The sequence below is a fragment of the Pseudomonas sp. AC229 genome, from assembly GCF_979254655.1.
In genome coordinates, this window is record NZ_CEEDHK010000013.1 from 180125 (window position 1) to 193076 (window position 12952).

Sequence of the window (12952 nt, forward strand, 5' to 3'; positions counted from 1 at the left end):
ATCCTTCAATTCATGTATGCGGGAAGCATCGTGCGAGAGGCGCATCGCCGGTGCAGGGCACCGGCGTGGCTACGGGCAACCTGAAGGGATCAGGCGCGACCGTATTTGTCTTCGAACCGCACGATGTCGTCTTCGCCCAGATACGGACCGGACTGCACTTCGATCAGTTCAAGGGGAATTACACCGGGGTTCTCCAGGGCGTGAACCTGGCCAATCGGAATGTAGGTCGACTGGTTTTCAGTGACCAGGAAAGTGGTGTCGCCATTGGTAACTTTGGCGGTGCCGCTCACTACAATCCAGTGTTCGGCGCGGTGGTGGTGCATCTGCACCGAGAGCTTGGCGCCTGGCTTAACCGTGATGCGTTTGACCTGGTAGCGATGGCCGTCGTCGATGGAGTCGTACACACCCCATGGGCGATACACCTCGCGGTGGTTGACGTGTTCGTTGCGGCCGCTGTCTTTGAGCTGCTCAACGATTTTCTTCACGTCTTGCACGTTGTTTTTGTGCGCCACCATGATCGCGTCTTTAGTTTCGACGATCACCAGGTCTTCCACGCCCACCAGCGTCACCAGACGGCTGCTGGCATGCACATAGGTGTTGGTGCTGTTGTGGTGCAGCACGTCGCCTTTGAGCACGTTGCCGTGTGTGTCTTTCTCGCTGACGTCCCACAGCGCCGACCACGAGCCGATGTCGCTCCAGCCTGCATCCAGCGGCACGACCACAGCGTCGGCGGTTTTTTCCATGACCGCGTAGTCGATGGAGTCATCGGGGCATAGAGCGAATTCGGCTGCGTCGACGCGGGTGAAGTGCAGGTCCAGCTGGCCGCCGGCCAGGGATTTTTTGCAGGCTTCGAGAATGTCCGGTTGGAAGCGCTCGAGCTCTTGCAGGTAGCGGCTGGCGCGGAACAGGAACATGCCGCTGTTCCACAGGAAGTCGCCGCTCTTGAGGTAATCGGTGGCGGTGGCCAGGTCCGGTTTTTCCACGAACTGGCTGACGGCAAAACCGCCGTCGCCGGTGGCGGCGCCTTTCTCGATATAGCCGTAACCGGTTTCCGGGTGATCCGGCACGATACCGAAGGTCACCAGCTTGCCGGCTTCGGCCAGCGGCATGGCGGTGCGCACGGCGGCGTGGAAGGCGTCGACGTTTTTGATCAGGTGATCAGCCGCCAGTACCAGCAGCAGCGGATCTTGCCCGTCGCTCACCGCTTGCAGGGCGGCGAGGGCAATGGCCGGCGCCGTGTTGCGGCCGACCGGTTCGAGCAGAATGTTGGATTTTTCCATGTCCAGCTGACGCAGTTGCTCAGCGGCGAGGAAACGATGCTGCTCGTTGCAGATCAAGCGGGGCAGGGCAATATCCAGCCCCTTGAGCCGCGAGATGGTGGCTTGCAGCATCGACAGCTGGGCGTCGGCCAGTTGCAGGAATTGTTTGGGGTTCAGTTGGCGCGACAGTGGCCACAGACGTGAGCCGGAACCGCCAGCCATGATGATAGGTAGAAGCATGGTAGACCTCCTTGTTGCGTTTATTCAGTAAGGGCTGGACGCGCAGTGGTGGTAAGGGTGCGTTGTACGGCGGGGCCGGAGCCCAGCAACGCGTCATCGACGAACGCTTGGATGCGCTGCTTGAAAATGCTCTTGTCGAAGGTGGCCGCGTGTTCATGCAGGGTCGCCGGGTCGAAGGTGACCGCGCCGCTTTCTACCTGCTGAATCGCTTGAATCAGAGACTCCACGGTTTGCTCCGGAAACAGAATGCCGGTCTTGCCGTGGATGACCGTTTCCAGGGCGCCGCCTTTTCCGTAGGCGATAACCGGCGCACCGGCAGCCATGGCTTCGACCGGCACGATGCCGAAGTCTTCCATGCCCGGGAACACCAGGCCGCGGCAGCGTTGCAGCAGGTCTTTGATTTCCGGGAACGGCTGACGGCCCATCAGTTTCACGTTGGGTTTGGCGATGGTTTTCAGGCGCTCGAACAGCTCACCTTCGCCCACAACCACCAACGGCAAACCGAGCTGGTTGAACGCTTCCACGGCCAGGTCGGCACGCTTGTAGGCAACCAGTTGGCCGAGGCACAGATAGAAGTCGCCACGGGTTTCGTTGGGGCTGAATTCAGTGGTGTTTACCGGTGGGTAAATCACCTCGGCATCGCGGCGGTAAAACTTGCGAATGCGCTGGGCCACAAAGTTGGAGTTGGCGATGAACTGGTCAACGCGGTCTGCCGACAAGCGATCCCACACGCGCAACCAGTGCGACACGAACGGGAACAGCGTACGAATCAAACGACCGGCGCCCGACAGGTACTCGTGGTACATGTCCCACACATAGCGCATCGGTGAATGGCAGTAGCAGATGTGCACGGCGTCAGGGCGGGTGACCACGCCTTTGGCCGGGCCGGATTCACTGCTCAGAATCAGGTCGTATTCCGACAGATCAAGCTGTTCCAGGGCCATCGGCATGAACGGCAGGTACTTCTGGTAGTGCTTCTTCGCACCGGGCAGGCGCGAAATAAACGTGGTGTTGATGGTGCCGGTGAAGGTGCTGGGCAAGGCTTTGCGCACCACGTCTTCGTTGCACACATGGATAAACAGGTCGGCGTGCGGGAACAACTCCACGAGTGCGGAACACACGGCTTCGCCGCCACGATTGCTGAGCCACCAGTAATGGATGATTGCGACTTTCATTGGAACTCCCGTATCACCTGTAGAAGGCGTGAGGCCGAGGCTGCCCAGCTGTAGCGCTGGATATTGGCGCGGCCCTTCTCGCGAAGGGACTGGGCCAGCTGCGGACTGGAAATAAGCACGTCCATTTGTTTGGCAATGTCGTTGACGTCATAAGGCGAGCAGTACAGCGCCGAGTCGCCGCACACTTCCGGCAGGCTCGCGGCATTGGCCGCAATCACTGGGCAGTCGCAGGCTTGCGCTTCCAGCGGTGGCAGGCCGAAGCCCTCATAGAACGAGGGGTACACAAAGGCAGTTGCACCGCTGTACAAGCGCACCAGCTCCTCATCCGTAACGCGGCCGAGCAGCTTGATGCGGCTGTCGGTTTCGATCTTTTTCACCAACCCGGGGTCAGCGAAATTCTTGTTCAGTGAGCCGACGATGTAGAGCTTATGGCTGCTCTGTTTCAGCAAGCTGAACGCATCGACCAGGCCGTGGAAATTCTTCTGCGTGTTGAGTGATGACACCGCCAGCAAATACGGCTCGGCCACGTCGTGCGGCTGCGGGCTGAATTCGCCGGAAACAGCGTTGGGCACCACCACCACGCGTTCGGGCGCGACGTTGTAGACCGCGCAGATTTCCTGCTTGGAAAATTCGCTGACCGTCAGCACCTTTTTCGAGGTTCTGATGGTGCGTGGCGTGGCCAGCTGATACGCCGTGCGGAACTTCCACGAGAAGTTTTCCGGGAAGCGCTCGAAGGCGATGTCATGCAGCGTCGAGAGTTTGTTGCTGTACAGCAAGGGCGCGGTGTTGGCCAAATTGACCAACAGCGGCGAGCCCTGGCTGCGCAAAAACTTCGGCAGGTCGAGCTGCTCCCAGGCGTGCCCGGTGCGGTTGCCCACCAACTCGACGCCCAGTGCTTGAGCGGCTTCGTGTTGAACGATATTGCGGGGTGCAACGAAGCGGATTTCCGGCATCTGCTCGCGCAATTGCAAGCTGACTTCTAGGGAATACCGTTGCACGCCGGTCATGGCTTGCGTGAGGAATCGCGCATTTACGTAGATCAAACTGGAACGCCCCATTTAATGCGCGAAAGGTCGAGGTTGTGTGAGAGCGAAAAGGCCATAACTGGTTCAGTCTTTTATAGCGTTGCGACTGAATTTTCGGCGCGGTTCGACAGGTTGCTGGTGATTTGCGCCAGACCGTCGCGTGAAGTCGCCGTGAGGTTTTCCTTGCGCGCCGAGGTGTAGCCAAAAAACTCGGCGAAATACTGCAGCTTCTTGCTCGAAGCTTCGGTGTAGTAAACCGTGGCGCCATTGAGCGAGGCGAGGATCAACCCGTGCAGCCGCGCGGTGATCACCCAGCTGGCTTCGCGGTAAGCCGGCAGCAGCCCGGAACTCAAATCGCTGATGGGCAGAATGTCGATGGGCACGTCGATTTTGCCGTCCAGGTACGCTTTGATTTCCCGGCAAGCCTGCAGGTCGAAGTCGTCACGAATATCGTGGGACACCAACGTCACGCGTTTGAGGCCTTGGTGCTTGAGGGAGTTGAGCACCTGCAGAATTTCGTCGTGGTCGACGCTGCGGTTTTCGCTTTTATCTACAGCCGGCGCCACCATGCAGATGCCGGTGGCGGGCAAGCTTTCAATCGGGCCGCCGATAAAGGCCATGTCGCCGCCCAGGTGGATTTTCGCGGTGCTGGCCGGGGCCAGGTCGCGCAGCACCTGTTCGGATACCGGGTCACGCACATAGGCCACCGTGGCCAGCCGCAACATGGCGCGATACAGCTTGGCCCGCAGCGAATGCTGCACCTTGCTGACACCCACGCCGGCGATCACCACGCGATGGCCAAACAGGCGGCTGACAAAAAACGCCAAGGTGGTGAAGCCCAGCCAGAACGTCGACACCTGCTCGCGCACCATGTGCCCGCCGCCGAAGATCAAGTGCGCCCGCATGCACAGCAGCAGCGCTTTGATCGGTTGGTTGCGGATGGGCACGATGTCGATGCCCAGCTTGGCGAAGTCGGCGCGCAGCTCGCCATGGGCTTCTTCCCAAGGGCAAACCACAACCTTGTGGCCCTTGCTTTGAAAGTGTTTGGCTTCGCGCAGGGCAATCAGCGCGTCGCCGAGGTTGATCAAATGACCGGAAAAAATAATCACCATATACGTGTATCACTCTGCAAAGGGAGGTGACTGGAGGCTCGATAAAAAAGGAAAAACGCGATCAGTTTTTCTTCTCCGTGAGGAAGTCACTCATCCGTTGCGCCGAGTTGGCCCAGGTGAAAATTTCACCGTTGGCGCTCTGTCGTTCTTCGACCGACACGTGAGGCATTTCCAGCAGTGCTTTTTCAATTTCGCCCAGCACCGGATTGACCACTTCGCCTTGACCGTCGGCCGCCTCTTTCAGTTCGGGAATATCGGAGACGATGACCGGCGTACCCACGGCGCGCGCTTCCAGCACCGGCATACCGAACCCTTCATACAGCGACGGCATGACCAACACGTCGGCCAGGGCAAACACAGCAGGCATCAACTCATCCGGCACGTAGCCGGGAAGCACGATGCCAAGCGAGGTGTGGTCCTCGATTTTTTGCGCGAGTTCTTTGTTCTGCCAGCCCTTGGCACCGACCAGAACCAACTTGTGCTCGGCCAGTGCGCCGCTCTGTTTCAGCTTGACGAACGCTTCGACCAACATGCCGATGTTCTTGCGCGGCTCCAGCGTCGAGACGGCCAGCACGTACGGCGGAACAATGCCCAAGGCTTGCAGCGCGGGGAGGGCGTGTTCGCGGTCGGCGGCGTTGATGGGGTGGAAGTCGGCCCGTACGCCCGGATGAATCACCAGGTCAGCGGCGCGACCTACCCATTTCAACAACCGATCCGAGGTGCCCTGCGAGTTGGTGAAAATCGCATCGGCGCTGCGCACATCGCGGTCGAACCAGAGCATGTGCGACAGACGCGTGGCCCACTCCATGGTCTTGGGCACCAGGCGGTGGTTGAGGTCGTGCACGGTCACCACCGTACGGCGTGCCACGTGGGTGCCGGGGTGAATGGTGCGCCCGGCCCAGAACACGTCGAGGTTGTCGCGGCGGGCCATTTGCGCACCGCGCGTTTTCAACCACAGAAACGAGGGAAGCTTGCGCGCCAGCGGGTGGCTTTCCTGTCGAATCACCCAGCGCTCGGAAGGCACTGCCACCTTGTCCGCAGGAAGCCGGGTGTACACAAAAAACAGCGCGTTGGGCAGCAGGCGATCGAGCTCTTTGCAGAGATTGAACACATATTGACCGACACCGGACAGCGGTTTGCGCAACGCATCCCCGTCTATCCCTATTTTGCTCGCAGGTTGTGGCAGGTACGTCACTGCTGCGGTCGCCATGTAAATCTCCTTGTATTCCCACACACCGACCGACATCACATGCCGGCCAGTACTGCTTACCGATACCGAAAATAAGACCCGTGCTTGTGGCGCAGGCCTTGCGTAGACCGCCAGCTAAAACGCAGCGCGAAGGAGCCCCGATGCATGTCGATACGCAACGGGCAAACGCGTTGGTTTTTGTTGTTATACGCGCGCGCTGGTTACTGCTTTAAGTCCAGGACGTGCAGAGGATTGAGCTTGCCGGTGATCAGATCGCTGAAGGCGCGAAAGTTCCCACGTAGACGGCCCGGGAAGTCTTTTATGCGAACCATGAACAGGGTTTTCGCAATGTTTGCGAGCAGGTTCTTGGACATGAGTTTGGCGGCGGTGCGCCAGGTCATGGTGCCTTTGCGGGCGAGGAAAATCGGGTTGGCGATTTGCGAGTAACCGAAGCGCACGCCGCTGGTGCGGCCCGAGCTAACGCCCAGGTGAACGCCGCGGCAACTTGGCTCCAACACCACGCGGCCGTATTGGCGCGTGCGGCTGGAGTAGTCAAAGTCTTCCTGCCAGCCGTACATAGGCAGGTTTTCGTCGAAGCGCAGCGTGGTGGCGACGGTGCCGAGGTAGGCCATGTTGCAGCCGTAGAGGCCGCTGAGGTCTTTCTGTTTCGAGGAGCTCGACCAGTGATTTTCAGCCGGCTTCTGGCCGCTGATATAGGCGGCGGCATCGGCTTCGGATACGCCAAATTCGCTGTTTACGCCATCGGCCAACACGTTGCCGGTGACGCCCATGATCTGGCGATCCAGCAGCATGGCCTTGCCAGCGCTTTCCAGCCAGTTGGGCGCTGGGCGGAAGTCGTCGTCGTAGAAGGTGACGAACCATTCACTGCCGGGTAGATCGGCTACCAGGGGCGCGAGTGCATCGAGCCCGGCGTTGCGTTGAATCGTAAGGCCAGCGCGCGACAGCAAAATGCTGCCTTGGCCGCTGGTGACCAGGGGATGAGCTTCCAATCCTTCAACGTCTTTAGCTTCACTGCCCACTAACACCACATGCGCTGGTTTCTCGGTCTGACGCTCGAGGTAGTCGAGCAGAACGTAAGTCTCTTTGGCGCGCCCTTTCGTGGCGATTACGACGAATGCCTTCATTGGAAAATCCATCATTTTTTAACGTTGAAGATACGAGCCAGAATGCCCATGTTCCAGCAGTAGTAAGTCAGGCTGATTAGCACAATCGACTCACCTACGAGACGGGCCACAGCCATGCCCATCCCCCCAAAATGCATACCGAGCGGCACCGCGATCAACAGGCTGATCGCCGCACCGGCCAGTACCACTTTTGCCAACACGCTTTCCTTGTGCTGCGGGATCAGCACATAGCTGGCGAGTACCAGATTGCAGCCGCTGATGGGGAAGAGCACAGCCATCAGTTGCAGCACCGGCACGCTGTTTTCAAAACCAGGACCGAAGATGATTGGCACCACCCACGGACCCAATACCAGGCTGCATCCCAGACCGGCGAGGCCGATGCCGAGAATCAGCAGAAACGCTTTACGGATCAGGGCGTGGGCGCCGTCGACGTCCTTGACGAACAGGGCGGTGATCTTCGGTACGAAGATCTGCCCGGCCGGGCCCATCACGCTCAAACCCACGGCAATCAATCGTTCCGCCGCGCCGAACGAGCCGACCTCGGCGGAGGTGGACAAAATACTCAGCAGGTAGGTGGACGAGGCCACCAGCAGCGCCGAGGTGCCGGTGTACAAGAACACCGTGCTCGACTGGCGAATCAGCTGCACGCCTTGCTTGATACCCAAGGTGGCGCCGGTCATTTCCTTGCGCACTTGCCAGTAGGCAAAGCCCGAGGCCACAACCCCGGAGCAGAGCAGCGAGAGCAGCACCAAGCCGCTGTCGTCTTCGTCGCGCACCAAGGCGAAAATCAATACCAGGCTGACCGCGAAGCCGAGCACTTCCAGTTTCACTGCCGCCCGTGGGCGATGGCTGCCGACGAAATACCAGCCCAGGTTGAACGCCGAAACGATGCCCAGGGTGACGGCCGCTGCACCCGCAATCGGATGCGCTGCCAGTACCGGCGAGAGCATGATCGCGGCGGCGCCGCCGAGTATCGCGGCCACCGTGAGCAGCAGACGGGCGCTGAGGTGATGGCCCATCAACACGCCGAAGCGGTCGGGCGTGGCCGTGGCCATTTCGCGCATGCCGATGGTGGCAAAGCCCCACTCGACAAAACGCCAGGCAATGGTCATCAACGACATCGCCGCCAACACCACGCCATAACCTTCCACGCCCAGCACGCGACCGTAGAACGGGATCAGCAACAGCAAGTAGAGGTAACGCAGGGTGTAAGCCAAATAAACAAAGAAAAAATCAGCGCGGGACTTGTTAGCGCTCGCGTCCTTGGACTTCACCATCGTGGTAACTCACCCGCCTGAGGATTGCCGGTCAAAGGCCGCCACGGGCCTTGCCCAAATGCCGGGGTCGGCACGGGTTGTTTGCGCGAACCGAGCGCCACGGCCAAGGCGGTGGCATACAGGAATGCGTTGTAGTTGTTGAAGTCTGGCGTGGTGCCGATCAGCAAACTCACGATAAACGTTGGGATATACGCGTAGCGCACACCGTTGAGAATCGACTGGCTGTTAAGCGCCTCGGGGCCGGCCGGAATCTTGCGGCGCATGGATTGCCAGACGAACGCGAAGTACAGGAAACCGCCAATCAAGCCGCTGTTGCTGAACACCGCTGCGGCGAAGTTCGAGGTGCGGGTGGCGCCGATACCAACGCCGACGCCCCAGGTGTCCCACAGCGCTTGCCAGCCGACGGCGGTCCACATGCTGCGTTCTTCATAGGAGCTGGTCTTGGATTTGTTCAAGACCATTTCGTTGACCTTTTCCACGATCGGGTCGAGCAGGGCAGGGGCGAACAGCACCACCAAGCCCACCAGAATGATCGCGCTCCACACCGTCCAGAATTCCACGCCCAAGCCTTTGCCGGGATTGCGTGAGCTTTTACGCACGGTCCATTCCAGAGCGGCAGCGAGAAAGAACACCACCAGGCCGACATAGGCCGCCGAGGAGGTCGACAACCAGATCATGCCGATCAGGCCGATGATCAAAATCGGCGCCCCGGTTTCACGCAGCCAGCGGTCGCGAATACCGTGGCGGAAGAAATAGATCAGACCCAGGAAGGTGATGCACAGAAAGCCATACGCCGACGCTTCGGGCATCAGCCCCACCACGCGTTTGCCGCCGAGAATTTCCACTTCGGTCATCAGTGCATAGGTAGCGGTACGAAACGGCGCCAGCACCGCGTCGAGCGGCACGAACTGGCTAGCGAAGTCGAGCAAGCCGGTGAACAGCGCCAGGGCACCACCCAGGCAGATCGCCTTGAGCGCTTGCTGGCGAATGTTGGCGTCGCGCATCAAGCGGGTAAACGCGAATACCGCGAATACCGAGATGGTCAGGTAGGCCATCTGCGAGAAGTTTTGCGTGGAAGGACGCAGCGGTTCGCCGAAGGTCGACAGCTCCAGGCGCACCGGAATGATGGTGACTTCGTTCATGAACAAGCGCGGCATAAACACCGTGACGAACAACGCCACCACCCAATACAGAAACAGCAGCAACAGGCGTTTAGGCGTCAACGCCGCGCTGACGAAAAATTCGATGCCGGGGCGGCTGCACAAGGTGCGCGCCACAATCAGCAACACCACGATCGGCGTTGGCGTCAGGGTCAGACCGCCAGTGAGGGTAGAGGGAATGACGGCAAAGGCGCCGAACGAGAACGAGCCGAAAAAAAGGTACAGCAGAGCATGGGGCTTGCCGAACAGGCTGAGGAGTACGAAACCCCAGAATAAGGCGATTGGAATGGCTTCCATGGTTCGGATCGGTGCTCTGACAGTTAAGTGAAAGGGTGACGAATAAAAAGTGCGGCGGCCCAAAAAAGCCCCGTGGCAAGCACGGGGCTGATCGGCTTAGTAAATGTTTTTCGACAACAGGGTGAACGGCGTTTTGATCAGGATTTTTACGTCCAGCCACAGCGACCATTGGTTGATGTAGTTGAGGTCCTGGTTAACCCGCTGCTGCATCTTGTCGATGGTCTCGGTTTCGCCACGGTGACCGGTGATCTGCGCCAGACCGGTGATGCCCGGTTTGATGCGGTGACGGGCCATGTACGCGCGAATCTTGTCGGTGTAGTAGATGTTGTGGGTAACGGCGTGTGGACGTGGGCCCACCAATGCCATTTCGCCAAACACCACGTTGAACAACTGCGGCAATTCGTCCAGCGAGGTACGGCGAATAAAACGGCCAACCGGGGTAATGCGGTCGTCGTTGCGCGTGGCTTGTTTCACCACGGTCTCGGGTGCGTGAACCCGCATCGAGCGGAATTTCCATACCTTGATCACTTCACCGTTCCAGCCGTGGCGTTCCTGCTTGAACAGGATCGGGCCAGGGGAGGAGCGACGCACCGCAATGGCGATACCAATCAAAACCGGGCTCAGCAGCAGCAGGGCGATGGCCGCGAGTGTGCGCTCCATGGCTTCCTTGGCGAACAGGGCCGCTGGGTGCGAACTGATCGGGCTTTCGTTGAGGTAGATGGCCGGCATGTGTTCGATTTCGGAGATCGACTGGTTAAGCAACAGCATCGAGCCGAAGTCGGGAATCCACACCACGTCCACGCTCATGTCGAGCAGGTCGATGTAGATGTTCTCGATGTGCTGCACTTCGCCCAGCGGCACGGCGATGTAAACGCGGCGGATGTTCTCGCGCTCGATCACATCACGCAGTTCGTTGAGGTTGCCCAGAATCGGCAGGTCGCAGTTGTCGTCGGCCTTGCTCTTTTCCGTTGCGATCATGCCAATCAACGGCACGCGGCTTGGGTGGCTGAGTTTTTCGGCGAGGTCTTTGGCCAGCGTACCGGTGCCGACGATGACCGAGCGACGATCCTTGCGCAGTTTGCGCGAGTGCAGACGGGTGATCATGCGCAGTGGGATATAGCTGAGCACCTGGACAGTGAAGCCAAGAATCGCCCAGCTGAATACCACTTCACGCGAGTACACGCCGGTGGTCTGAGTAGCAAACGCGATGGTCATCAACGCGCCCAGCAACAAGCACCAGCCAGCCAGCAAACGGCCCATGCCCGACAGCAGGCGATGGCGTTTGTGGTAGACCTGCAAAGCGGCATAGCAGGGCACCGAGCCGAGAATGGTGAGAATGCCGAGAACCCGGTATTCACTCGGAATCGAGCCGAATTTCATCACCACCAAAGCGGTGAGAACCAGGTTGGCAAGGAACATGGCAGTGACCCATTGACCCCAAAAGGTCAGGCCACGACGATTCGCCATGAGGTTGCTGTGTTGGGAAGTCATTTATTGGTTACCTCCACGCGTGCAGTAGTTTCGGGCCCCGTTGCTATCGCCAACGCTCGTGCAGAGCGTCTGTTCCAGGCCGTTGGCCTGGGCGATGGCGAACAGGGAGTTCGCAGCTTGTTTCGTGCTATCCATGGCTTGGCGTGCAGAAGTGACAGCATCGACGCGTTGTTGGTGATTCAGCAGTGGCCACGCGCGTAGGCCAATGCTTGCAAGTTCCAACTGAACATCGGGCCGAGACGGGCCCCACTCGTTTGCTTGCTTGAGTGCCTGGGCGAATTCGTTGTCGACTTCGCCAAGGGCGTATTTGCTTTGGGCCAGGTGCGCCCAGGTGGTCGGCCAGGTCGGCCGTGCCCGCGCCGAGTGGCGATAGGCAGCAGCCGCCAACAGGCGCGATTCGTGAGCGCTTTGGGCGCCAACGGGTTGATCGAAGGCGCGCCAGCTGTACACCTGGCCCAGTTGTTCGAGGTACGTGCCGCTTGCGACCGGGTACCAGGCGTTTGCCAATTGAGCGGCGCGCAGGGCGTGCTGCCATTTGACGTCAGCGGGTACCTGGCCACTGGCTTGCCAACGTAGCAAGGTGGTTTCGGTGCGGTAGCTGGCCAACCCGGCCACGGCCATTTGTGCCGCCGGCACCAAGGCCACCAACGAACCCACCAGGCACACACCGGTCAGTGCGCGATACAGCGGCGACTGCGGCTTGGGCGGCTGGCGGTTGCCACGGCGCTCGGTGCGCGGCGGCTGTTGCGGCGATGGCTGTGGTAGCGGTGTATCGGTCATGCGGCACTCGCGGCGGCAAAATGGCTTCGGGCAATACGCCACGGGTTGTCGTCTACCAACAGGCGCGCGGCTGATTCGCCGATTAATTCAGCGGCGTGTTCAAGGCCGGGGCGCAGGTCTGGTGGACGGTGTTTCATGTTGTGCGCATCGCTGGCGAGTACGGTGACCTGGCCTTCCAGAAGGAAGCGTTCGGCCAGTTCCTGGGCCGGATTACCGAAGTAACCGGCGACTGCCCCAGCGGTGACCTGCAACAGACAGCCTTGGGCCAGAAAGGGTTCGATTCGTTTGTGATTACCCGCACCCATTAATTCTTTGTTGCGCTCAGGGTGAGCAATCAGCGGCTGAATATTGTTCTTCAGCATCCAGCCGGTGAGCTTTTCAGCCTGGCGCGGAATCTCGCTGTGGGGGAATTCAAGCAACAGCACCTGGCGCCCATTCCATTCGCCGAGGAAGGGCAGTTGGCCCTTCATGGCCAGGGTCAGCAGGTCTGAGTCAAAACGTGCTTCGGCCGCTGCACTCACTTGCAAAGGAATACCGGCACGGGCCAACGCCTGGGCGAATTGCGACACCGCGCCGCGAATGCTGGCTTTGGTGTTGTGGTAACGGCCCGGATGCAGGTGCGGCGTGCAAACCATGTGGGTGGTTCCGCAGGCGACCGCGTGCGCAGCCATTTCCAATGCCTGGTCCATGGTTTCGGCACCGTCATCGATGCCAGGTAACAAATGTGAGTGCAGGTCGATCATGTTGCCTCCGGGCGTAGCTCACGCAGGTCGTGACCCCATTTACAACGGTCACCACCAGG

11 protein-coding genes are annotated in these 12952 nt (G+C 59.8%); all 11 read right to left on the bottom strand.

Going from position 1 to position 12952, the window contains the following annotated elements; genetic code table 11:
- Positions 1-89 precede the first annotated feature (89 nt).
- Entirely contained in the window at positions 90-1499 is a 1410-nt protein-coding gene (locus AC0IW7_RS18835; protein WP_471820025.1) for a mannose-1-phosphate guanylyltransferase/mannose-6-phosphate isomerase, read from the bottom strand.
- Between the two features lie 20 nt (positions 1500-1519).
- Positions 1520-2674, bottom strand: a complete 1155-nt coding sequence (locus tag AC0IW7_RS18840) for a glycosyltransferase (protein WP_471820026.1) — start codon at positions 2672-2674, stop codon at positions 1520-1522.
- The gene (locus AC0IW7_RS18845) at positions 2671-3732 is read right to left on the bottom strand and encodes a glycosyltransferase family 4 protein (protein ID WP_471820028.1); all 1062 of its coding nucleotides are present in this window, start codon (positions 3730-3732) and stop codon (positions 2671-2673) included. Before AC0IW7_RS18845 ends, AC0IW7_RS18840 begins: the two co-directional genes overlap by 4 nt.
- A gap of 59 nt (positions 3733-3791) precedes the next feature.
- A complete protein-coding gene (locus AC0IW7_RS18850; RefSeq protein WP_471820029.1) occupies positions 3792-4811 on the bottom strand; it encodes a polysaccharide pyruvyl transferase family protein in 1020 nt (339 codons plus the stop codon).
- A 61-nt stretch (positions 4812-4872) separates the two neighbouring features.
- Positions 4873-6021: a glycosyltransferase family 4 protein gene (locus AC0IW7_RS18855; RefSeq protein ID WP_163016499.1), complete on the bottom strand. Its 1149-nt coding sequence runs from the start codon at positions 6019-6021 to the stop codon at positions 4873-4875.
- Between the two features lie 200 nt (positions 6022-6221).
- The gene (locus AC0IW7_RS18860) at positions 6222-7145 is read right to left on the bottom strand and encodes a glycosyltransferase family 2 protein (RefSeq protein WP_122492593.1); all 924 of its coding nucleotides are present in this window, start codon (positions 7143-7145) and stop codon (positions 6222-6224) included.
- An 11-nt stretch (positions 7146-7156) separates the two neighbouring features.
- Positions 7157-8422 carry an oligosaccharide flippase family protein gene (locus AC0IW7_RS18865; protein ID WP_471820031.1) on the bottom strand — a complete coding sequence of 422 codons (1266 nt, stop codon included), beginning with the start codon at positions 8420-8422 and terminating at the stop codon, positions 7157-7159.
- Entirely contained in the window at positions 8416-9879 is a 1464-nt protein-coding gene (locus AC0IW7_RS18870) for a hypothetical protein (protein WP_471820032.1), read from the bottom strand. The genes AC0IW7_RS18865 and AC0IW7_RS18870 overlap by 7 nt, the downstream gene beginning before the upstream one ends.
- Positions 9880-9975: 96 nt before the next feature.
- Positions 9976-11370 carry an undecaprenyl-phosphate glucose phosphotransferase gene (locus AC0IW7_RS18875; RefSeq protein WP_122492590.1) on the bottom strand — a complete coding sequence of 465 codons (1395 nt, stop codon included), beginning with the start codon at positions 11368-11370 and terminating at the stop codon, positions 9976-9978.
- On the bottom strand, positions 11371-12150 hold the full coding sequence (locus tag AC0IW7_RS18880) for a hypothetical protein (RefSeq protein WP_471820033.1): 780 nt from the start codon (positions 12148-12150) through the stop codon (positions 11371-11373).
- The gene (locus AC0IW7_RS18885) at positions 12147-12893 is read right to left on the bottom strand and encodes a CpsB/CapC family capsule biosynthesis tyrosine phosphatase (RefSeq protein WP_122492588.1); all 747 of its coding nucleotides are present in this window, start codon (positions 12891-12893) and stop codon (positions 12147-12149) included. Before AC0IW7_RS18885 ends, AC0IW7_RS18880 begins: the two co-directional genes overlap by 4 nt.
- Between the last annotated feature and the right edge of the window lie 59 nt (positions 12894-12952).

Bases quoted from the DNA above. Each gene is read 5' to 3' on its own strand.
- AC0IW7_RS18875 (WP_122492590.1), bottom strand. From the start codon at position 11,370: ATGACTTCCCAACACAGCAACCTCATGGCGAATCGTCGTGGCCTGACC.
- AC0IW7_RS18855 (WP_163016499.1), bottom strand. From the start codon at position 6,021: ATGGCGACCGCAGCAGTGACGTACCTGCCACAACCTGCGAGCAAAATA.
- AC0IW7_RS18885 (WP_122492588.1), bottom strand. From the start codon at position 12,893: ATGATCGACCTGCACTCACATTTGTTACCTGGCATCGATGACGGTGCC.
- AC0IW7_RS18865 (WP_471820031.1), bottom strand. From the start codon at position 8,422: ATGGTGAAGTCCAAGGACGCGAGCGCTAACAAGTCCCGCGCTGATTTT.
- AC0IW7_RS18880 (WP_471820033.1), bottom strand. From the start codon at position 12,150: ATGACCGATACACCGCTACCACAGCCATCGCCGCAACAGCCGCCGCGC.
- AC0IW7_RS18845 (WP_471820028.1), bottom strand. From the start codon at position 3,732: ATGGGGCGTTCCAGTTTGATCTACGTAAATGCGCGATTCCTCACGCAA.
- AC0IW7_RS18850 (WP_471820029.1), bottom strand. From the start codon at position 4,811: ATGGTGATTATTTTTTCCGGTCATTTGATCAACCTCGGCGACGCGCTG.
- AC0IW7_RS18835 (WP_471820025.1), bottom strand. From the start codon at position 1,499: ATGCTTCTACCTATCATCATGGCTGGCGGTTCCGGCTCACGTCTGTGG.
- AC0IW7_RS18840 (WP_471820026.1), bottom strand. From the start codon at position 2,674: ATGAAAGTCGCAATCATCCATTACTGGTGGCTCAGCAATCGTGGCGGC.
- AC0IW7_RS18860 (WP_122492593.1), bottom strand. From the start codon at position 7,145: ATGAAGGCATTCGTCGTAATCGCCACGAAAGGGCGCGCCAAAGAGACT.
- AC0IW7_RS18870 (WP_471820032.1), bottom strand. From the start codon at position 9,879: ATGGAAGCCATTCCAATCGCCTTATTCTGGGGTTTCGTACTCCTCAGC.